This is a genomic window from Skermania sp. ID1734 (assembly GCF_007489285.1).
Lineage (GTDB): Bacteria > Actinomycetota > Actinomycetes > Mycobacteriales > Mycobacteriaceae > ID1734.
Genome location: NZ_VLIY01000015.1, coordinates 1 through 19757, shown reverse-complemented (window position 1 = coordinate 19757; position 19757 = coordinate 1). Strand labels below are relative to the sequence as shown.

Here is a 19757-nt window from a genome sequence, read left to right as displayed (position 1 = left end):
GTCGACGGCTAATCGCCCCCTGACAGTCATTGTCAGTGGTGTGATCTATCCATCGGGCGCGGGGGCTTCAGGCCTCGTCGAGCAACTCAGCAGTAACCGCCGACTCGGTGTCGGGGATACCGCGCTTCTTGGCTTCCTTGTCGGCCATCGACAGCAGGCGTCGAATGCGTCCTGCCACAGCGTCTTTAGTCATCGGCGGATCGGCGAGCTGGCCCAGCTCCTCGAGCGACGCCTGCCGGTGCTGCACGCGCAGGGTGCCGGCCGCCGCGAGATGGTCGGGCACCTCGTCACCCAGAATCTCCAGGGCGCGCTCCACCCGCGCCGCCGCCGCGACGGCCGCCCGCGCGGACCGTCGCAAATTGGCGTCATCGAAGTTGGCGAGCCGGTTCGCGGTCGCGCGGACCTCGCGCCGCATCCGGCGCTCCTCCCAGGTGAGCCTCGTGTCCTGTGCTCCCATTCTGGTCAGCAGAGCGCCGATCGCCTCGCCGTCGCGCACCACCACCCGATCGGTGCCGCGCACCTCGCGGGCTTTTGCGGTGATCCCGAGCCGCCGTGCAGCGCCAACCAATGCCAGCGCTGCCTCCGGTCCCGGACAACTCACCTCCAAGGCTGACGAACGCCCCGGCTCGGTGAGTGAGCCGTGCGCCAGGAATGCGCCGCGCCAAGCTGCTTCCGCATCGGCGATGCTGCCGCCCACCACCTGGCTGGGCAGGCCCCGGACCGGCCGCCCACGGACGTCGAGCAATCCCGTTTGCCGGGCCAGCGCCTCGCCCTCCTTGGACACCCGCACTACATAGCGAGCGCTCTTGCGCAGGCCGCCGGCGCCGAGAACGTGCACGTCGGACGCATAGCCGTAGAGCTCCAGAATCTCCCGGCGCAGCCGCCGCGCGATGGAGCCGAGGTCCACCTCGGCCTCGACCACCACCCGTCCGGCGACGATGTGCAACCCACCTGCAAAACGGAGCAGCGCAGACAACTCGGCGCGCCGCGCGCTGACCTGGTTGACCACCAGCCGGCTGAGTTCGTCCTTAACCTCAGCTGTCATCGCCACGACGCGCTCCCCTTTCCACCAATACCGACTGTCCGTCACCCGACATACCTATCGGCGGCGACATCCGTCGCTTACCGGTTATCCGTCCCGCTAACGGGCGCAGGACCGCAGCCAGCTTGCCCGGATGATGTTGACTCACGCCGGGCTCGGCGACGTCGGCGAAAGTGACCTGTGCCCCGAGCGCCCGCGCCGCCCGGACCAGGTGCTCACGCTCGCGACCCTCCGGCACCGACCCTGAATCCACGATCACATCATCGACCACGAAAGTCGGTGCGTGTTGCGACAATACGTGTAAATGTCGTTCTGCGGAGAATCCTGCCGTCTCGCCCGGCTCGGCGGCCAAATTCAGCACCAACACCTTCCGGGCGCGCGTGGTTGTGAGTGAGTCCAGCAATTCCGGTACCAGCATGTGCGGGATGACGCTGGTGAACCACGACCCCGGCCCGAGCACGACCAGTTCGGCGTGATCGATCGCAGTCAGCGCATCGGTGCAGGCCGGCGGATCCGCCGGGATCAGCCGCACCCGACGCACCTTGCCGGGCGTGGTGGCGACGGCCACCTGGCCTCGAATGCAGCGGCTGACGCGCGGATCAGCCTCCAGGCCGGACACGTCGGCTTCGATATCGAGGGCGATCGACGCCATCGGCAACACCCGCCCACTGATCTTCAGCAGCCGGGCCATCTCGTCGAGCGCGGTGACGGGGTCGCCGAGCACCTCGTTCAGCCCGGCCAGGATCAGGTTGCCCACTGAATGCCCGGCCAGTGCTCCGGTCCCGCCGAAACGATGCTGAATCGTCTTGGTCCACACCGAAACTGCATTGTCGTCGGCAGCGAGCGCGGCCAGCGCCATGCGCAGGTCGCCAGGCGGAATCACACCCAGCTCGGATCGCAGCCGACCGGACGAGCCGCCGTCGTCGGCCACGGTGACCACCGCGGTGACGTTGCGGGTCAGCCGCCGGACCGCACTGAGGGTGGCATACAGGCCGTGCCCACCGCCGAGCGCGACGATCGCTGGCTGGTGATCCGTGTCGTGGGGATATCCGCTGCTCATTCGCGCCCCAGATCGCGGTGCACCACTCGCACCGCATGGCTCTCGTCGCCGCTTACCAAGTCTGCCAATGCCTCCGCAATCGCTACGCTGCGGTGCTTGCCCCCGGTACACCCCACCGCGATCGTCATATATCGCTTGCCTTCTTGAAGGTAGCCATTCGTGGTCAGCTCGACCAAATGGTTCGCGGTCCGCAAATACTCCGCGGCGCCGTCGCGGGACAGCACGTAGTCCCGGACGACAGCCTCGCGGCCGGTGTGCTCGCGGAGTTCGGGGATCCAATGGGGATTGGGCAGGAAGCGCACATCCAGCATCACATCGGCGTCCATCGGAACCCCGTATTTGAAACCGAACGATTGCACGGTGACCTGTAGGGCGTCCGGCGTCGCGCCGCCGTAGGCCTCCTCGATCTTGCGACGCAGTTCGTGGATCGACAGGGCGGTCGTGTCGATCACCAGATCGGCCGCCGATTTCACGTCGGCCAGGATCCGGCGTTCCTCCGCGATTCCGCCCGACAGGGTGCCGTCGAGGCTCTCACTCTGCAGTGGGTGGCGGCGTCGGACGTGACTGAACCGGCGAATCAGGACGTCGTCGGACGCCTCGAGAAACAGCAGGCGCATGTGCACGGACTGCGACTCGAGTTCCTTGACCACCCGGTTGAGATCGCTGGTAAAGAACCGGCTGCGAACGTCCATGACCACGACGAGCCGGCGGATCGGCGGGTCGATTTCGAGCCCCAGGTTGATCAACCGCGGGATGAGCTCCGCGGGCAGGTTGTCGGTGACATACCAGCCGAGGTCTTCGAACACCTTCGCAGCCGTGCCCCGTCCGGCGCCCGAAAGTCCAGTCACCACAACGACATCGACGCCATCGGCAGCCTGCTGCACACGCTCTTGCTGGTCCACTGCGGCCGCCCTGGTCCTTACCTGTTCTCCGTGTCGCGGTTACTTCGACGCAACCCTACCGTTGACATACGGTCGACGGGTGCAGAGCGTGCTTCAACACCTCCTGACTGTTTCGCCGGCGCCCGCGCCCCTCGACTCGGTGGCCCACGCGTGGCGACACAGCGAACACCATGAGTTCGACCTGCCGATCGACCGAGCGATCATCGGCGGCTTTCACGCCGACCGCCTCGGCTATGCCTTCGCGGCCGGATATCGGTGGGCACTCGCGGCGCTGCTCCCCCGAGCCGGCGAAGCGGCGACCGCGATGTGTGCGACCGAAACCGGCGGTGGTCACCCCGCCGCCATCCAGACCACCCTGACCCGTGACGGCGCCGGCTGGCGCCTCGACGGCGTGAAGTCATTCGTCACCGGTGGGTCCGCCGCCCGCCCAACTCGCGGTTGTCGCGACCGTCGGGACGGATTCCGCGGGGCGCAATCAATTGCGCGTGGTGTTGATCGACTCGGCTCGGTCGGGGGTGACGCTCACGGATCGCCCGCCGCTGCCCTTCATTCCGGAGGTGCCGCACGCGGAGGTCGTGTTCGAGAACGTCACGGTCGACGAACGCGAGATCTGCCCGGGCGATGGATTCGCCCGCTACCTCAAGCCTTTCCGGACCGTCGAGGACCTGCACGTGCTCGGGGCGACGCACGGCTGGCTGGTACAGGTGGCCAGGCGATGCCAGTGGCCGCGAGACATAGTGCAGCGGCTGGTCTTTGGTGCGTCGGCGGTCCGCGGTTTAGCCCTGGCCGAACCGAGTGATCCGACGGTGCACATCGCGCTCGGCGGGCTGTTCGACACGTTCGAAGCCCTCCTCGCCGACCTCGATCCGTTGTGGCACAGCGCCGACGACCAGACGCGTGAGCGCTGGGCGCGCGATCGTCAGGTGCTCGCAATCGCCGGATCGGTGCGGGCCAAGCGGTTGCACTCGGCGTGGCAGGCTATTCAGCGCTGAGTGCGGCGAGCACCGCCTTGGCGGTGTTCAACCCGATGCCGGGCACCTCGGCAATCTCCTCCACACTCGCCTTTTTCAGGTTCGCTACCGAGCCGAAATGCATGACGAGCGCGGTCCGACGGGTCTCGCCCAGTCCACGGATGGAATCGAGCGCGGATGCTGTCATGCGTCGTGATCGCTTGCTGCGGTGGAACGTGATCGCGAAACGGTGCGCTTCATCGCGCACGCGCTGCAACAGGAACAGTGATTCGCTGTTGCGCGGCAGGATCACCGGATCGGGTTCGCCTGGTACCCATACCTCTTCGAGCCGCTTGGCCAGTCCGATGACCGCGACGTCGGTAATGCCGAGATCGTCGAGTACCTCAGCCGCCGCCGCGACCTGCGGGGCACCGCCATCGACGACATACAGGTTCGGCGGATACGCGAACCGCTTTGGCTTGCCCGTCTTTTCGTCGATGACCGACGGTTCTTCGTCGCGCCGCATACGAGCGAACCGGCGGCGCGTGACCTCGGCAATACTTCCGACATCGTCCGAACGTCCCTCGCCCGCCGCCTCTTTGATCGCATAATGCCGATAGTCAGACTTGCGCGGCAGTCCGTCCTCGAACACCACCAGGGACGCCACCACATCGGTGCCCTGCACGTGGCTGATGTCCACACATTCAATGCGCAGCGGCGCGCTGTCGAGTTCCAATGCCTCCTGAATGCCCTGCAGCGCCGCAGATCTGGCGTTGAAATCGCTAGCCCGTTTGAGCTTGTGCTGCGCCAGCGCCTCCATGGCGTTGCGGTGCACCGTCTCGGCGAGCGCCTTCTTGTCCCCGCGCTGCGGCACCCTGATGTGCACCGTGGATCCGCGCAGCCCGCTCAGCCACTGCCCCACCTCGTCGACATTGCGCGGCAACGCCGGGACGAGTACCTCCCGCGGCACCACCGAGGCTGGCCGGTCGAACTCGTCGACATTCTCTGCGTGCGCGGCCTGTTCGCCGTAGAACTGGGTCAGGAACTGCTCGACCAATTCGGGCAGGTCACCGCCGGAGCGTTCGGCCACGCCGGGTTCGACGGCCTCGCCGGCCTTGTCGACAACCCAGCCGCGCTGCCCGCGCACCCGTCCCCCGCGCACGTGGAACACCTGCACGGCCACCTCGAGGTCGTCGGTGGCGAAGGCGACCACGTCGGCGTCGGTGCCGCTGCCCAGGACCACGGCCTGCTTCTCCAGCGCCCGGCGTAGTGCGCCTACGTCGTCGCGGAGCCGGGCGGCCGTTTCGAAGTCGAGTTCGGTTGCGGCCTCTTGCATCCGGTTTTCGAGTTGGCGGACCATCCGGTCGGTCTTGCCGGCGAGAAAGTCGCAGAAGTCGTTGACGATCTCGCGGTGCTGCGCGGCGCTCACCCGCCCGACACACGGCGCCGAACACTTGTCGATGTATCCGAGCAGGCACGGCCGCCCGATCTGGCTGTGCCGCTTGAACACTCCGTTGGAGCAGGTGCGTGCCGGGAAGACCCGCAGCAGCAGGTCGAGCGTTTCCCGAATCGCCCACGCGTGCGCATAGGGACCGAAGTAGCGGACGCCTTTGCGGCGCGGTCCGCGGTAGACGAACAGCCGCGGGTACTCCTCGTTGAGGGTCACGGCGAGCACCGGATACGTCTTGTCGTCGCGGTAGCGGACGTTGAACCGCGGGTCGAACTCTTTGATCCAGTTGTATTCGAGCTGCAGCGCTTCGACTTCGGTGGAGACGACGGTCCATTCGACGCTCGCGGCCGTGGTGACCATTTGCCTGGTGCGTGGATGCAGTGACGCCACATCCGCGAAGTAGTTGCTCAGCCGCGCCCGCAAGCTCTTTGCCTTGCCCACGTAGATGACCCGGCCATGGACGTCGCGGAACTTGTAGACACCAGGTTCGACGGGAATCGAGCCCGGGGCGGGCCGGTAGGTGGCGGGGTCTGGCACGACTACCAGGTTAGTCATCCGGACCGACAGGATCGCCCCGCCCACTCCCCGCGTTGATCACGAGCAAATGGCGCGAAGTTTGCCCCGATTAGCGACCATTTGTTCGGTGTCGTGGCAACCGTGTGCAGCTCGGGGCCGGCCTCGCTAGGCGAAGTCGAACACCGGCGGAAACAGCCCCACGACAAGTGCTGCCCAGGCCCCGAAGACGGGCAGGTAGCGCGTCTGCCAGCGCTCGGTGGCGCTGAAGCCGTGGCGGGCGCGGACGAAGCCGAAACCGAGCCAGGCGGCCCAACCGAGATTGACGAGCAAGACGAGATTCAACCCGAGCGCCGCCGCCTTGTTTGCGGTCATGCCGAACTCGGCGATCCGGCTCAGCATCGCCGCCAGCATGAGTGCGTCGAGCACGAGCGCGAGCACGACGAGGACCAGTTGCAACCGATCGAACATGTCCGGCGGCAGGTGCGGATCGCGTGCCGAAATCGCATACAGCAACAGCCCCAGTACGACGACCAGGATGAGATCCATCAGGATCAACAGGCTGCGGTCGACATCGATAACGCTGCCTGTGGTTGCGAACCCGCCAACCAACACGGCCAGCATCAGGATCGTGATCGGCGTGAACACCCGAGTGAGAACCGGCGCGATGTTTTCCACAACGTTCTGCTTCGCTTCGACCAGCCACGCCGCGACAATCACGGCTCCGGCCGCGCCGAAGGGCAGCACCCAATCCTCTATCGCCCCATTGGCATCGAGACCCAGCGCGGTGAAGGCGCCAACGGTCAGACCCGTCAAGACGCCGCCGCCGAGCGCCAGCAGGGTCAGGTAGACAAACCATTCACCGGTGAACCGGACAAAGTCCATCCGGCGACGGTCCGACCGCCACTCGCCGCCGACATAGGCCAGACCGACGGCAAACCACAGGGCGATCGGCGCATGGATCGACGCGATCACCACGGTGGATCCGCGCGGATCGAACGGGAAGGCGTTCAACAGCACCGCCGCCAGCACAAAGGGCACCACCAGCACCGCGGCAACGCGCGGATTCAGTCGACGCTTCCACGTGAAGTATCCGGCGAGGAAAGGCAGCACGAACAGGCTGGCGTTGCGCGCGAACAGGTCGTCGTGCAGCACTGCCCAGCCGACCTTCACCGCGATGGCCGCTGCGACAGCCAACGCGAGAACGACGAAGAGCTCGCGCCGGGACCCGCGATCGGCGCGGTCGGAGGCGGCGGGCACGAGCACAAGCTGCTTCCAGAGCCGATCGGAATGCTCACGCGCGAACTCGCGGGAGATGGTATCGACGCTGCCCATCCGCTTCACCGCAACCAGGAACGCCTCGTCGGCCTGTAGCCCGAGTGCCGACAGGTCCGAAATCTGGTCGCGCAGATGGTCTTCCATCTCGTCGGCGTCGGCTGCCGAGATGGCATGATGTCGTTCGACGTAGCCACGCCACTGGCCGATCTGCGATTCCAGCACTGCGTCGGTGTCCGTCACGACCAACCACCCGCTGGCGCCGGCGGCAACTGGGCGCAGCGCCACACCTGATCCAGCGCATCCGCCACGACGTCCCATTGGCTGCGTCGTTCAGCGAGCGCTCGCCTGCCCGCATCGGTGATTTCGTAGTGCTTGCGTCGCCGCCCGGCGTCGGAGCTCCCCCAGGACGCAGACACGTACCCGGACCGTTCCAAACGGTGCAGCAGCGGATAAAGCATTCCGTCGGTCCACTGCATGCGCCCGCCGGAAAGCTCTTTGACGCGTTTGAGAATCGCGTAACCGTAGGACTCGCCGTCGGCGAGAATTCCGAGCACCAGCGGCGTCGCAGACGCGGCCACCAAGTCTTTGTCGATATACATAGAACTCCTATGCCTAGTGCCCCAAGGCTAGCAGCCCTATGCATGCCCGCGCGGTGATCACGAGCAAAAGTCCCATTCTTACGCCGTACAGCTCGCCGTTTGCTCGTGATCACCGGGTTAGCGTGGGGAACGTGACACTCGTCAGCATGGCGAAGGTGAGACTCAGCAGCTTCGGCCTGGCCACTGTGCTCGCCGTCGCGTGCCTGACCGCATGCTCGAGCAGCAGCAGCAGCAGCACCAGCAGCCAGGCCTGCACCGAGACCGGCAAGGCCACGATGCTCACTGTCTCGAGGGCCAGCGGCACCACCGACCTGGCCACCAACCCCGAGATCGCGACCGGCTACCGCTCCGGAATGACACCGGTGCGCACCCGGACCTACGCGGTATCCACGGCAAATCCGGTCTCGACGTTGGCAGCGTGCAAGGTCCTCGACGCCGGCGGCACGGCAGCCGACGCCCTCATCGTCGCCCAGACCGTACTGAACCTCGTGGAGCCAGAGTCCTCCGGCATCGGCGGCGGCGCGTTCCTGCTGTATTACGACGCCAACACCAAACAGGTCGATGCCTACGACGGCCGCGAGACGGCACCACAGTCCGCAACCGAGAATTACCTGCGTTGGATCAGCGACACCGATCGCCGTGAACCGCAACCGAACACGCGCGCCAGCGGTCGTTCCATCGGCGTTCCCGGCGTACTGCGGCTGCTCGAGCTGGCGCACCACGACCACGGCAAACAACCGTGGCACGACCTCTTCGACCCGGCAATCAACCTTGCCGACAACGGCTTTGCGATCAGTCCCCGGATGGCCGAACAGATCGCCGAGTCCGCGTCGTCGCTGGCCGCCGACCCGACCGCACGCGCCTATTTCCTCAACGCCGACGCAACACCGAAAAAGGCCGGAACCACGATCACCGACCCAGCGCTGGCGAAGACCCTGGGCGCCATCGCCACCGACGGCGCCGACGCCTTCTATCACGGCGCCATCGCCCGCGACATCGTCGACACGACAGCCACAACATCCGGCGGGCGCACGCCCGGCCAGATCACGTTGCAAGACCTCGCGGCCTACCAGGCCAAGAAGCGCACGCCGGTGTGTGAGCCGTACCGCGGCCACCAGATCTGCGGAATGCCGAACCCGTCATCAGGCGGCATCACGATCGGCTCGATCATGGGAATCCTGAGCAACTTCGATCTCGCGAGGCTGCGACCGACCACGATGGACGTCAACGGCGGGCGCCCGAACCCCGAGGCCGTGCACCTCATCTCCGAAGCCGAACGGTTGGCCTACGCGGACCGCGACAAATACATCGCGGACTCGGATTTTGTGCCGCTGCCTGGCAATTCACCGCAAACGCTGCTCAACCCTGACTATTTGAAGAAGCGTGCTGCCCTTATCAACCCAGACCACTCGATGGGCACCGCACAGCCTGGCGACCTTGGCCCGGTGCCACTCGCACCGGCACCGCAGCAGCCTGAGCATGGCACCAGCCACATTTCGATCGTCGACAAATACGGCAATGCCGCGTCGATGACCACCTCGATCGAGTCTGCGTTCGGTTCGTTCCACATGGTCGACGGCTTCCTGCTGAACAATCAGCTCACCGACTTCTCGGCGCAGCCGACCGCGCCGGATGGCACACCCATCGCCAACCGGGTCCAACCGGGCAAGCGGCCCCGCAGTTCCATGTCGCCGACGCTGGTGTTCGACGACCACAAAAATCTGCAGCTCGTCACCGGTTCACCGGGCGGCGCGGTGATCATCCAGTTCGTCGTGAAAACCCTGGTGAACCTGCTGGATTGGGGTCTCGATCCGCAACAAGCGGTCTCCGCAGTCGATTTCGGCGCGGCCAACACGCCGGTGACCGGAGTCGGCGGCGAGCATCCGGATATCAATGCCACCGACAACGGCGACCACGATCCCCTCGTGCAGCGGTTGCGGCAACTGGGGCATCAGGTTTCGGTGGCACCGCAATCCAGTGGGCTCAGTGCGCTGCAACGCGACAGGGACGGGTGGATCGGCGGCGCGGACCCGCGTCGGGACGGCATTGTGCTCGGGGACACGGCAGGATAGCGGATATGGCGCCGACGAAACTTGCCGCTGCGACAGCACTATTGGCCATCGTGCTCGCCGCCTGTTCGGGCAACACCCAGCAGTCCGCGAGCCCGACGACATCTGCAACGTCGAGCAAGCCGACCGGCACGGCTTTCCCGACATCGTCGGTCAGCAGCACCCCGATCAACTCACTCCCAAGCCTCGACGGCTGCGTCGAAGACGGCCTGAACGTCGCCACCTGGAACACGCTGCCCGACGGCGGCGGGCCGGACCACCCCATCACCACCGGCACCGTCTCCGACGTAGTGCCGAAGCCGGGCCGGTGCTTCGATACCGTGACGTTCCAGTTGGACACGTCAGATCCGGTCGGGTATCGCGCCGCCTACGTTCCGCAGGTCACGCAGGCAGGATCAGGGCGGGTGATTCCCGTCGACGGCGGCGCAGAAGTGCAGGTGTCGATCAAAGCGCCGGCCGCCGACATCGCGAAGTTCCACAACTTCACCTTCACCGCCGGCGACGACTATCAGTCGCTTCGTCAGATCGTGTTCGCCGGTTCGTTCGAGGGGGTCACCACCTTCGGCATTGGGACGGCGAGCCAGACACCACTCGCGGTGGAATCACACAAGGACTCGGCGGGCAAAACTCAGGTCGTGCTGTATTTAGCGCACTAGCAACAACTTTGGCGCGATGTTTGACCTAGCCTTTTGTTGCCAACACCGCGAACATGGTCACCGACATATGAAAGTCACCGCGCGCCACGCCGGCGCGCAAATCTGCGAGGAGTCGTGCCGCCTGCTCCTCGGCGAGGATGCCGCTTTCGATCGACTGCGCCATCATCATCTGAACGAAGGGGCCCTCGACCACCGATGCGGGCCAAATCAGCGCCTGTGATCCGACGTCCTCGACTGTGAGGCCGGCCGCGGTGAGCAGTCCGGGAAGACGGCGCCCCGATCGCGGGTTGGTCATGTTCGCCAACATCATCTCGGCGACCGCTGCGGCGATTTCCCGATCGAGAGGATGCAGAATCGCTGTCTCCCAGTCAGTGTCGGTGACGACTGTGCGTCCACCCGGCCGCAGGACCCGCGCGATCTCCGTCGCCGCGAGTTCGGGTTCGTTCAGGTGCTGAAAGACTCGCTCACAGCGCACGATGTCGAAGGCGCCGTCCGCGAACGGTAGGTCGCTGGCGAGCCCGGACACGAAACGGGCCCGCGAACTGGCTTGCGCCGCGCGCTCTTCCGCAACCGTGCGCATCCAGTCGTTCGGTTCGACACCCACTGCGTCGCCATCCGGTCCCACCAAGTCTGCCAGGTGTTGCACCTCGGAGCCGGTGCCGGAGCCCACGTCGAGCGCACGTTCGCCGGGCCGAACCGCCAACGCTGAGCGTTCCCAGGCCCGCAGCCGCTGAATGCCTGGTAGACCCGCTTGCAGGTCAAGGACTTCGACCAGTCGGTCAACGGCTTCCTCAGCGATCTCGTCGGACCGAAACGACAGTCTCTGCGGAGGTTGCGTCATGTCGGCAGGCTACGCCGGAGGCAAGCCCTGGCTCGAGCCGGCATACTTGCGACCCAAGGCGCGGAAGCGCTGCACCGCCTCCACCGCGCGTTCCTTGTCGTTGGCCTGGATCGCCATCACCGCTACGTACTCGTCGTCGGGCAGTTCGATCCGCGCCCACGACGCGCCATCGGGAAAGGACAGACCGCGCACGACGTTCCACTCGAAGAACTTCTCGCTGATCACGTTTCGCACCGAGACGCCGCGGGCATTGGCACGCAGCCGGGGCCGGGTCAGCAACAGCACCGCTCCGCCGAGCAGCAGACCCAGCAACACCATGGCGACCTGATCGGCGGTCCGGAAATAGACACCGGTGGCGTTGTGCCGCAGTAGAACACCGGCCACCACCATCACCACGATGATCACCGCGGCAATGATGGTGGCAAAGCGCGCCGTACGGTGCGGTCGTGCCTCGAACTCCCAGTCGGTCATGCTCATCACTTACCTGCTAACTTCCGCAGCGTGATCGCCGAGTCGATCGCCGCCGCGCACGCGTCGCCACCCTTGTCCTCGGCGGAATCCGGCAGCCCGGCTCGGTCGAGCGCCTGTTGCTCGGTGTCGGTGGTGAGTACGCCGTTACCCACCGGGGTGCTCTCGTCGAGCGAAACGCGCGTCAGTCCGGCCGTGACGGCGTCGCAGACATACTCGAAATGCGGTGTGCCACCGCGGATCACCACGCCAAGGGCCACCACCGCATCGTGGTTGCGGGCCAAAGCCTGTGCCACCACCGGCAATTCGACCGCACCGGCGCAGCGCACCACCGTCACGTCGGGGACTTGCGCCTGCTTCGCCATTCGCTCGGCACCCGCGAGCAGCGCGTCACAGATCTCGGTGTGCCAGCGCGCCGCCACGATCGCCACCCGCAAGCCCTTCGCCTCGTCGAGCTGCAGCTGCGGGACGCCCTCGCCACTCATCGGACGGAACCGCCGAGGTCGAAATCGTCGAGACCGATGAGGTCGTGCCCCATCCGGTCTCGCTTGGTGCGCAGATAGGTCAGGTTTTCGGTGTTGGCCCGCACCGGCATCGGCACCCGCTCGGTGATGTGCAGCCCGTAGCCATCGAGACCAACCCGCTTGGCGGGGTTGTTGGTGAGCAGCCGCATCGAGGAAATTCCGAGGTCCACCAGTATCTGCGCGCCGATGCCATAGTCACGGGCGTCCGCGGGCAGACCCAACTGCAGGTTGGCATCAACGGTGTCGGAGCCGGCGTCCTGCAACTGATAGGCCTGCAGCTTGTGCAGCAGCCCAATCCCCCGCCCCTCGTGGCCGCGCATGTAGAGAACGACGCCGCGACCTTCCTGGGCCACCATGTCCAGGGCCGCATCCAGTTGCGGTCCGCAGTCGCAGCGCAACGACCCGAAGACGTCGCCGGTTAGGCATTCCGAGTGCACGCGCACCAACACGTCCGCGCCCTTGCCGTCGGGGCCGGGCAGATCACCACGCACCAGGGCTACGTGCTCGACGTCGTCGTAAATGCTCTGGTACCCGACCGCGCGAAACTCGCCGTGTCTGGTGGGAATGCGGGCCTCGGCAACGCGGACCACATGCTTTTCATGCTTGCGTCGCCAGGCGATGAGGTCGGCGATGGAGATCAGGGCGAGGTTGTGTTCGTCGGCGAACACGCGCAGCTCGTCGGTGCGAGCCATTTGGCCCTCGTCCTTCTGGCTGACGATTTCGCAGATCACCCCGGCCGGGCGCAGGTCCGCCATGCGGGCCAGGTCGACGGCCGCCTCGGTGTGACCGGGCCGGCGCAGCACGCCGCCGTCCTTGGCGCGCAGCGGCACGACGTGGCCGGGCCGGCGGAAATCGTTCGCGGTGGTGTCGGGGTCGGCGAGCAGGCGGGCGGTCGCGGCCCGGTCGGCCGCGGAGATCCCGGTCCCGATGCCATCCCGGGCATCCACGGTGACCGTGTACGCGGTGCCGTGCTTGTCCTGGTTGGTCGCGTACATCGGCGGCAGACCGAGCCGGTCGCAGTCGTCACCCATCAGCGGCACACAGATATAGCCGGAGGTGTAGCGGATCATGAACGCCATGAGCTCGGGCGTCGACATCTCGGCGGCGAAGATCAGGTCGCCTTCGTTCTCCCGATCCTCGTCGTCGACCACCACAACGGCTTTACCCGCGGCGATGTCGGCGACGGCCCGCTCAATGCTGTCGAACAGCGATTTCGTCCCGCTCACGCCGCGCTCCGTTTCCGTTGACTCGCTGATCTCGACGGTCCGGTTCCGGTCGCGTTCCGCTCCTCACGCTGGCGCGCTGCGATGCCCTAGCGACCTTGACCTCCCGATAAACAGTACGACGCATCATCCACGGGCCTGTAGTCGCTCGACGTACTTGGCGATCAACAGCGCACCAAACGCTGTACAGGCCGGTGTAACCGCTGTACGTCACGATGCACTGTAGACGCAATTATTCTCGAACGCTCAGGTGTCCCCTAGCCCGCTAGGACACCCTTTATGCACACGATAGACCGGCCGCTGACCCGCGCCGAGCTGCTGCCCGCCATGACCAAAGTCACCGATCTGTGCCGGCGGGAGGGTCTGAGCCGCGTCACGTTTCTCGACGCCGCGACCATCGCCGACCGTCTCGCCCGTGGCGAGATCGATCCGGCGGGTGCGCTGCGGTTACTGCGTCATGTCGAATCGTCGCGGTCGACGTAGACGCCTCTCCCCTGGCGAGACCGAAGCCGTCGAGCACGCCTATTCCGATGCGCTCGACTACGCGACCCGCCAGGGCGATGCCGACCCGGACAGGTTCGCCCGCCGATACGCGGGACTCGTCCGCTGGTCCCTCATTACGTCGCGTGACATTCAATCCCTAGCCGACTTCTACGCCGAACACCACAACTAGGCCAACATCCCTGCGAGACAACAGAATAGGGCGGTTTTCTGCCGGTCCCGCCCCAGCAGCAACACAAAAGATCGGTCCGGTGATTCACAGTCCAGCGAACGGCGCTGGCAGCCCGAAGCAGAGTGCGCACGACGCGACGGGTTCAACGCGGGATCTTCCACGGCCAGTTGGTGGGAGGTCTAGAAGTCGTTGGCCAGTCCGGTCTGGCGAATCGTGGAACGGGGGCGCAATTGGGGAAGGGGCCAAGCACAGGCACCAGTAGGCGCGCAGCGCCTCCCTCGCGGCCGGACGGCCCGAGAGGGCTACTACCCACGATGACGGAGGAACCATGACCACTGCACTGCGACTTGTCTCCACCGGCGGCACAGACGGGACCGAGCTACCGCCGCTGAGCAGATGGGAGCTCCACCAGCGCGGCGCCGGCAAGGGCGAGAGGTGGGTCGAGGAATCAGTGCGCACATTGAGGGCGGTGGAACGGTTCGCAGGATCACCCATCGAATACGTCACAGCCGTGGACGTGTCACGGTTCCTGGCGCGTCCACACCTTGCAGCCCGCAGCAGAAACACCTACTACGTACAGATCAAACGATTCTTCGACTGGTTCTCCGCCAACGGTGGGCACAACACCACCGCGACCCTGCCAGCGCCACGGCTACCGAGGTCAACTCCCCGGCCGATCAGCGACCAACAACTCGACCGCCTGATCGCCACTCGCATGCATCACCGGACACGGGTGATGATCCTGCTCGCAGCGTATGCAGGTCTGCGGGTCCACGAGATCGCGAAGGTGCGCGGCGAGGACTTCGACCTCGAATCCCGAACATTGCGGGTGGTCGGCAAGGGTGGCCACGCTGAAACCATTCCGCTGCATCCGCTGATCGTTGACGAGGCTCACCTGATGCCGAAACGGGGCTGATGGTTCCCATCGAACGCGACCCGGCCTGGCGAACATCTCAAGTCGCGCAGCGTATCCGAGATGATCGCGGGTGCGATGGCTCGCGCGGACATCGCCAACGGTACAGCTCACCGCCTGCGACACTGGTACGGCACTCGCCTGGTCGAGACCGGCGCGGACCTGCGCACCGTGCAAACACTGCTCAGGCACGCGAACCTCGCCACCACAGCGGTCTACACCCGGGTGTCGGATCCGCGGCGCGCTGACGCGATCAACCGGATTTGAGCGGGGCGCAATGAGCAGCTCCGATCCGATCCTGTCGCGGTGGGCTACGCACATGTATGCGGAGGGCCGCGCGAAACGCACTGTCCAAGACCGGGTTCCAGACCGACCACGGCCCGCTACTCGACGCCGGCACCAGCGAGATAGCGCAGTGGCTCGGCCGCCCGGAACTGGGCAACCTCGCCCGGTCACCCGCGGCCAGTTCGAGCGGTTGATCGCCACCAGCGACTCGGAACTGCGGGCGATGTGCCTGCTGCAAGGCCTCGCCGGGTTGCGCGTCGCCGAGGTCGCCAGGTTCCACGGCAACCAGCTCGACGCCGAGGCCGGCACTCTCACGGTCACCGGCAAGGGCGGATCGACGTACACGCTGCCGGCGCACCCGCTGATCCTTGCGCACGCCCGCAGAATGCCGGCGGGCTACTGGTTCATGGCCAACGGGCCCGGCGCGTCGGCGGCCGCTGCGTCAGCGAACGCACCCGACTTCGCATGCTGCGCAACAAGGTTCCCGGCACACCGCACTGTCTGCGGCACTTCTACGGCACTCACCTTGTCGAATGCGGCGCTGATCTACGCGTTGTCCAGGAGCTGATGCGCCACCAGTCGTCGCAAACAACGAGCATTTACACGTTGGTCAGCGACACGCGCCGCCGTACAGCGATCGACCAGCTGATGACCTTAGAGTCAGCGCGCTTCGACGTCGCCAATACAGGTGCCGCTGCATTCGACCGATTCGCCGCTGGCGATCACTTCACCACCGAACCCGGTCCGCTGCCACTTGTTGAATCAGCAACCGCTTTCCGCACTGGCTACAGTTGCGGCCGTTTTGACGCTCGGTCCACTCCGTTCGCGACATTCCAGACACCCTAGTCGTGGTCATGCGGGCGGATCTCGGCGAGTGTTTCGGCCGCCAACTGAGCGGCGCGCTCCTCGGTCAGTTCCTCGCCGTGGTAGATGAACGGCTCATCGGACTCGTCGAGCACCGGCTCGCCATGAAGATCCTTGAACGTCGCCATTGCATCCGGTCCTCGGGGTCAGAGCTTCCCGATCAGCTTCTGAATATTCGTCAGACCATTTTCGCTGATGCCGCTGCCAGCCAAATACCCGACGATAAAATCCGGGTCATAATCCGCACTTGCAGATAGCTTCCCAAGTGATCGCTTCGCGTCGCGCTTACCGTACACATCGCCGTAACCGTTGTTCCCGTTGAACACCAGATGGTCTAACTCGTCCTTCAACTCGGCTGCCGGCGGCGGCGTGATCTCGCCCGTCAACAAGTCAACTGCGCCGACAGCGGAGGCCCATCCACGCACCGGGAAAGAAGGGGTCTCCACCACGCACAGCGCGGTATTACGCGCGAGCTGGATGCTGTAGGCAAGTTCGCGGACATGCGGCACATACGCGAACACTGGGCCGGTTCCCGACGAAACCGAACGCGACCGCCGTGTCGTGTGGATCGCGCCGCGTCGCACCAAATCGGCCAGCGGCCCGCTATCGGCTTGACCGCTGAATGTGTTGGTGAGTAGTACAACAGGCAAGCTCAGCCGCTGCGCTTCATCCTCGATCCATTCGCCGGCCAAGGCAGATGCCTGGTCCCACGAACGCTCGTCGTAGGGCACCCATGCCGCGGAGTACTTGACCGGTTTCGCAATCACGGAATCGAATCTTACGGGCGGGCGCTTATCGCAGCTTTCGGCCGCCAGTCGAGGGTGGAATTTCGTCGAATCTTCTCCTCAGATTCGGTCGATCACCTGGTTGTTGGGTCGCAGATGCGGATATCTGTGAACTGTCCGCACGGAATTTTCGCCTCACCCAGGGCGGCCCGGCGCGGCGGCGAAGGGGCATGCCCCCACCCCGCGGCGGCGATCAGTTTGTGTCCGGGCCGCTGCCGTCTGGAAAGGCAGTGCAGACGGCAGCGGCCCGTATAGGTGTCGCGCGACTGCTGACGCGCCGAGATCCACACCACCGTTCATCTCGGCGCGCCGCGCTGCTGCGTCACCCAGCTCGGATGGCTACGGTGATGCTTGTCGTGCCGGTGCTGATCACCTTCACGTCTATGGTTTCGCTGATTGCGGGTGCTTTCCCAACGATGTTCGCTGACAGTTCCAGGTGCTTGATGATGTGAGCCATTTCGGGCGCTCCCTTATGGGCTTGGTGGCGGTGGGAGAACGCTGGTGATCGGCACGTGCGCGCCGTCGATGAGAACGGTCGGGGTCACGTCGATTTCCACGACACGGCCGTCGGGTGTGCGTTGCCGGCGGATGCCGATGGGCATGACGTTGGTGTCGAGGTAGCCGTCGGGTGTGCGCGGCAGATACGGGAAGTCGCCGTTGGGGCCCGGGTCGAGCGCGTCGAGCGTCATGGGTTCAGCCTTCACCGTCGAGGTCGGCGATGGTCTCGGGGCGTTCGGGAATTACTTCCGCGCATATTTCGTCGCTGCGCTGCCGATAGGTTGCCTCGGCTGCTTTGTTGACTGCGGTGATGAAGTCACCTCCGTCGAACCTTAAGCGGTCGCTGTCGGGCAAGATCTGGGCGGTGGTCTGTTGGGCGTCTTGGGATTGCCGGGCTTGGCTGCGGACGTGATAGCGGGCGATGCGGTGCCCGCGGTAGTCAGCGAACGCGGTGAATGCGGCGACGAGATCACGAGCGGTTACAGCGTCGCGGAAGGCTGTGAATGCGGCGTGTTCGCGTTCGGCCAGCTGCTGGTCGATCCTCCGATGGTCGGCGATGAATGCCAGGTCGTAGGCGCGTTGCGCCTCGGCGAGGCGTTGCTGTTCGGCGGTGCGCCGGCTTTCCAGCTCGGTCCTGGCCTGGGCGGCTTCGGCAAGGCGCTGATCAACGATCGCTTGCAGCTGGGCGTCGGTGGGCCGCGCGGTTTGGGTCATCGCTTGCTCTCCTGCTTGGCGAGTTCCTCGGCCGCCTTTTTCGCTTGTTCGTGGTAGCCCAGCGCCATTCGCGTGCGCGGGTTGAGACCGTCGATTGCGGCCAGTCGGTCCGCTTCGTCGTCGTAGTCGGGGTCGTACAGGCTCGCGCGGGAGACGAGAACTCGTTTTTGGGGGCTGATGCTCATGGTTTGTCAGTGCCCTTTCACGCTTCAGTCGTTGTAGCCGGCCGCGATGCGCGCGGTTGGGCTCGTCTGCTTGTTTGCCCGATGCGTTCCCCGGCTGGTGGGTTGCTCGCCGGCGAGGGCCTCAGCGAGCAGCGCGACGAGCTCGGCGGGGTCGAGTGCGCTCAGGTAGTCGATGACCGCGGCGCGCTGGTCGGCGTCGGCGCCGCTGCTGCCGTTCGTCGATGTTCCTGTGTTGCTGGTGTTGGCCATCGGTTATTCCTCGATCGGTATGAGCCAGCGGCCGCCTGTTTTGCGGCCGTGTCGTTGTGCGTGGCGGCGCGCGGTCCGCTGGCTGCAGCCGGTGCGGGTGGCGTACTCGCTGACGCTGATCTCACGATATGTGTTGGGCTGCAACGGTTGTTCGTTTCGTGTCCGATTGTCCGCCAGCGCTGCGTTGACCTGCGTTTTCAGTCGAGCGATGGTGTCCGACAGTGGGAGTCCGTTGCGGCGGCGCGCGTGTTCAGCGACGACGATGAGCCGTTGCACAACCAGCAGATCGTCGCGCTCGAGCAACAGCCCGTTGACGACGCTGCTCACGGCGACCCTGGCGGTTCGGTGCGCCACTGGCAGCGGACACGTTCCGGGCAACGGCCGCACAGCTGGGCGGCGGCGGCGCGGCGTTCGGCGACGCACTCGTCTTCCTCGCCCAGGCTGCGCGGTTCGTAGATCTGCCACTGCCCGCGGCACGCTGCCTGAGGTAGTGCCGGCAACTGGTCGAGCACCCGCTCCAGGAGCAGCATGGCGCCGGTCGGATCGAGAGGTGCGCGACCGCGGCTCATGACTGCTCCAGCTGTTCCCGCGGTGTGCGTTCGACGGCCGCGAGCGTCGCGCACAGGTTCCGGCACGCCCATCCGATGCTGTAGAGCCTCGACGACGCATCGAGCCGGTCAATTCGGCCAGCATCTGCGAGCAGCGCGTCGAGCTCGTCGCAGTAGTGCCCCATAGAGTGGTGTAACTCGGTGGCCGAGATCGTCTCCGACATCCGTGTCGTTGACGGATGTAGAGCGGCCACCGCGTGATCTTTCGAGTCAACCGTCTAAAGAATCCTCGAGGAGTCATCGCGATGACCGCACCCCATATTGTCGACCCTGCAGGCCTGCTTGGCCAAGCCCTATCTGACGCGTCGCCGGATCTGATGCGCGAGCTGCTGCAGACCATGATCAACGCACTGCTCTCCGCCGATGCCGACGCTGTGTGCGGCGCCGAGTGGAACGCCCGCTCGGCTG

28 protein-coding genes and 2 pseudogenes are annotated in these 19757 nt (G+C 65.7%); 10 read left to right on the top strand and 20 right to left on the bottom strand.

What is annotated here, in order from left to right; translation table 11 throughout:
• Window positions 1-67: 67 nt before the first annotated feature.
• The 3 genes from whiA to rapZ are packed head-to-tail and all read right to left on the bottom strand — an operon-like array spanning window position 68 to window position 3004.
• Complete coding sequence (gene whiA, locus FOS14_RS18230) at window positions 68-1051, bottom strand: DNA-binding protein WhiA (RefSeq protein ID WP_143772242.1); 984 nt, start codon at window positions 1049-1051, stop codon at window positions 68-70.
• Window positions 1035-2102, bottom strand: a complete 1068-nt coding sequence (gene yvcK, locus FOS14_RS18225; protein WP_143772241.1) for a uridine diphosphate-N-acetylglucosamine-binding protein YvcK — start codon at window positions 2100-2102, stop codon at window positions 1035-1037. Before yvcK ends, whiA begins: the two co-directional genes overlap by 17 nt.
• Window positions 2099-3004: an RNase adapter RapZ gene (rapZ, locus tag FOS14_RS18220; protein ID WP_143772240.1), complete on the bottom strand. Its 906-nt coding sequence runs from the start codon at window positions 3002-3004 to the stop codon at window positions 2099-2101. The genes yvcK and rapZ overlap by 4 nt, the downstream gene beginning before the upstream one ends.
• A 410-nt stretch (window positions 3005-3414) precedes the next feature.
• Here rapZ and FOS14_RS25305 point away from each other — a divergent pair, with 410 nt between their 5' ends.
• Window positions 3415-3996 carry a hypothetical protein gene (locus FOS14_RS25305; protein ID WP_255450446.1) on the top strand — a complete coding sequence of 194 codons (582 nt, stop codon included), beginning with the start codon at window positions 3415-3417 and terminating at the stop codon, window positions 3994-3996.
• On the opposite strand, the gene uvrC is transcribed toward FOS14_RS25305, so the two are convergent.
• From uvrC to FOS14_RS18200, 3 genes are all read right to left on the bottom strand, one after another.
• A complete protein-coding gene (gene uvrC, locus FOS14_RS18210; RefSeq protein WP_143772239.1) occupies window positions 3983-5941 on the bottom strand; it encodes an excinuclease ABC subunit UvrC in 1959 nt (652 codons plus the stop codon). The genes FOS14_RS25305 and uvrC overlap by 14 nt on opposite strands.
• A gap of 144 nt (window positions 5942-6085) precedes the next feature.
• Window positions 6086-7435 carry a permease prefix domain 1-containing protein gene (locus FOS14_RS18205; RefSeq protein ID WP_143772238.1) on the bottom strand — a complete coding sequence of 450 codons (1350 nt, stop codon included), beginning with the start codon at window positions 7433-7435 and terminating at the stop codon, window positions 6086-6088.
• Window positions 7432-7794, bottom strand: coding sequence for a PadR family transcriptional regulator (locus FOS14_RS18200; protein ID WP_143772237.1), 363 nt, complete (start codon window positions 7792-7794; stop codon window positions 7432-7434). The genes FOS14_RS18205 and FOS14_RS18200 overlap by 4 nt, the downstream gene beginning before the upstream one ends.
• Before the next feature lie 146 nt (window positions 7795-7940).
• Between FOS14_RS18200 and ggt the strand changes: the two genes are divergently transcribed.
• Both ggt and FOS14_RS18190 read left to right on the top strand, forming a co-directional pair.
• Window positions 7941-9866 (top strand): gamma-glutamyltransferase, encoded by a 1926-nt coding sequence (ggt, locus tag FOS14_RS18195; RefSeq protein WP_143772353.1) that lies wholly within the window; start codon window positions 7941-7943, stop codon window positions 9864-9866.
• 5 nt (window positions 9867-9871) lie between these two features.
• Window positions 9872-10519, top strand: a complete 648-nt coding sequence (locus tag FOS14_RS18190; RefSeq protein WP_143772236.1) for a hypothetical protein — start codon at window positions 9872-9874, stop codon at window positions 10517-10519.
• Between the two features lie 25 nt (window positions 10520-10544).
• Here the strand turns inward: FOS14_RS18190 and FOS14_RS18185 are convergent, their stop codons facing one another.
• The 4 genes from FOS14_RS18185 to FOS14_RS18170 are packed head-to-tail and all read right to left on the bottom strand — an operon-like array spanning window position 10545 to window position 13578.
• Window positions 10545-11360 (bottom strand): methyltransferase domain-containing protein, encoded by an 816-nt coding sequence (locus tag FOS14_RS18185; RefSeq protein WP_143772235.1) that lies wholly within the window; start codon window positions 11358-11360, stop codon window positions 10545-10547.
• A gap of 9 nt (window positions 11361-11369) precedes the next feature.
• Complete coding sequence (locus FOS14_RS18180; RefSeq protein ID WP_143772351.1) at window positions 11370-11831, bottom strand: PH domain-containing protein; 462 nt, start codon at window positions 11829-11831, stop codon at window positions 11370-11372.
• A gap of 5 nt (window positions 11832-11836) precedes the next feature.
• Complete coding sequence (gene ribH / locus FOS14_RS18175; protein WP_143772234.1) at window positions 11837-12313, bottom strand: 6,7-dimethyl-8-ribityllumazine synthase; 477 nt, start codon at window positions 12311-12313, stop codon at window positions 11837-11839.
• Window positions 12310-13578 (bottom strand): bifunctional 3,4-dihydroxy-2-butanone-4-phosphate synthase/GTP cyclohydrolase II, encoded by a 1269-nt coding sequence (locus tag FOS14_RS18170; RefSeq protein WP_304944901.1) that lies wholly within the window; start codon window positions 13576-13578, stop codon window positions 12310-12312. Before FOS14_RS18170 ends, ribH begins: the two co-directional genes overlap by 4 nt.
• Before the next feature lie 276 nt (window positions 13579-13854).
• Here FOS14_RS18170 and FOS14_RS18165 point away from each other — a divergent pair, with 276 nt between their 5' ends.
• The 6 genes and pseudogenes from FOS14_RS18165 to FOS14_RS25550 all read left to right on the top strand — a co-directional run bounded on the left by FOS14_RS18165 (window position 13855) and on the right by FOS14_RS25550 (window position 16292).
• Window positions 13855-14058 (top strand): hypothetical protein, encoded by a 204-nt coding sequence (locus tag FOS14_RS18165; RefSeq protein ID WP_143772233.1) that lies wholly within the window; start codon window positions 13855-13857, stop codon window positions 14056-14058.
• Window positions 14033-14248, top strand: a complete 216-nt coding sequence (locus FOS14_RS18160) for a hypothetical protein (protein ID WP_143772232.1) — start codon at window positions 14033-14035, stop codon at window positions 14246-14248. The genes FOS14_RS18165 and FOS14_RS18160 overlap by 26 nt, the downstream gene beginning before the upstream one ends.
• A 328-nt stretch (window positions 14249-14576) precedes the next feature.
• Window positions 14577-15428 (top strand): annotated as a pseudogene (locus tag FOS14_RS18155) (tyrosine-type recombinase/integrase).
• A 56-nt stretch (window positions 15429-15484) separates the two neighbouring features.
• A complete protein-coding gene (locus FOS14_RS25555) occupies window positions 15485-15640 on the top strand; it encodes a hypothetical protein (RefSeq protein ID WP_185981824.1) in 156 nt (51 codons plus the stop codon).
• Window positions 15577-16014 carry a hypothetical protein gene (locus FOS14_RS18150; protein WP_143772231.1) on the top strand — a complete coding sequence of 146 codons (438 nt, stop codon included), beginning with the start codon at window positions 15577-15579 and terminating at the stop codon, window positions 16012-16014. The genes FOS14_RS25555 and FOS14_RS18150 overlap by 64 nt, the downstream gene beginning before the upstream one ends.
• A complete protein-coding gene (locus FOS14_RS25550) occupies window positions 15912-16292 on the top strand; it encodes a tyrosine-type recombinase/integrase (RefSeq protein WP_143772230.1) in 381 nt (126 codons plus the stop codon). Before FOS14_RS18150 ends, FOS14_RS25550 begins: the two co-directional genes overlap by 103 nt.
• Here FOS14_RS25550 and FOS14_RS24805 read toward each other — a convergent pair.
• From FOS14_RS24805 to FOS14_RS18105, 10 genes are all read right to left on the bottom strand, one after another.
• Window positions 16289-16438, bottom strand: a complete 150-nt coding sequence (locus tag FOS14_RS24805; RefSeq protein WP_185981823.1) for a hypothetical protein — start codon at window positions 16436-16438, stop codon at window positions 16289-16291. The genes FOS14_RS25550 and FOS14_RS24805 overlap by 4 nt on opposite strands.
• An 18-nt stretch (window positions 16439-16456) precedes the next feature.
• The gene (locus FOS14_RS18140) at window positions 16457-17077 is read right to left on the bottom strand and encodes a hypothetical protein (RefSeq protein WP_143772229.1); all 621 of its coding nucleotides are present in this window, start codon (window positions 17075-17077) and stop codon (window positions 16457-16459) included.
• Between the two features lie 340 nt (window positions 17078-17417).
• Window positions 17418-17552, bottom strand: coding sequence for a hypothetical protein (locus tag FOS14_RS25300; protein WP_255450445.1), 135 nt, complete (start codon window positions 17550-17552; stop codon window positions 17418-17420).
• Between the two features lie 13 nt (window positions 17553-17565).
• Window positions 17566-17784, bottom strand: a complete 219-nt coding sequence (locus FOS14_RS18135) for a hypothetical protein (RefSeq protein WP_143772228.1) — start codon at window positions 17782-17784, stop codon at window positions 17566-17568.
• Window positions 17785-17788: 4 nt separating this feature from the next.
• On the bottom strand, window positions 17789-18307 hold the full coding sequence (locus tag FOS14_RS18130; protein WP_143772227.1) for a hypothetical protein: 519 nt from the start codon (window positions 18305-18307) through the stop codon (window positions 17789-17791).
• Window positions 18304-18492, bottom strand: coding sequence for a hypothetical protein (locus tag FOS14_RS18125; protein ID WP_143772226.1), 189 nt, complete (start codon window positions 18490-18492; stop codon window positions 18304-18306). The genes FOS14_RS18130 and FOS14_RS18125 overlap by 4 nt, the downstream gene beginning before the upstream one ends.
• A 24-nt stretch (window positions 18493-18516) precedes the next feature.
• On the bottom strand, window positions 18517-18741 hold the full coding sequence (locus FOS14_RS18120) for a hypothetical protein (RefSeq protein ID WP_143772225.1): 225 nt from the start codon (window positions 18739-18741) through the stop codon (window positions 18517-18519).
• A gap of 3 nt (window positions 18742-18744) precedes the next feature.
• Complete coding sequence (locus tag FOS14_RS18115; protein WP_143772224.1) at window positions 18745-19068, bottom strand: hypothetical protein; 324 nt, start codon at window positions 19066-19068, stop codon at window positions 18745-18747.
• Complete coding sequence (locus FOS14_RS18110) at window positions 19065-19310, bottom strand: hypothetical protein (RefSeq protein ID WP_143772223.1); 246 nt, start codon at window positions 19308-19310, stop codon at window positions 19065-19067. The genes FOS14_RS18115 and FOS14_RS18110 overlap by 4 nt, the downstream gene beginning before the upstream one ends.
• A complete protein-coding gene (locus FOS14_RS18105; protein WP_143772222.1) occupies window positions 19307-19513 on the bottom strand; it encodes a hypothetical protein in 207 nt (68 codons plus the stop codon). Before FOS14_RS18105 ends, FOS14_RS18110 begins: the two co-directional genes overlap by 4 nt.
• A gap of 81 nt (window positions 19514-19594) precedes the next feature.
• Between FOS14_RS18105 and FOS14_RS18100 the strand changes: the two are divergent.
• Window positions 19595-19757 (top strand): annotated as a pseudogene (locus tag FOS14_RS18100) (IS256 family transposase); the annotation flags it as partial.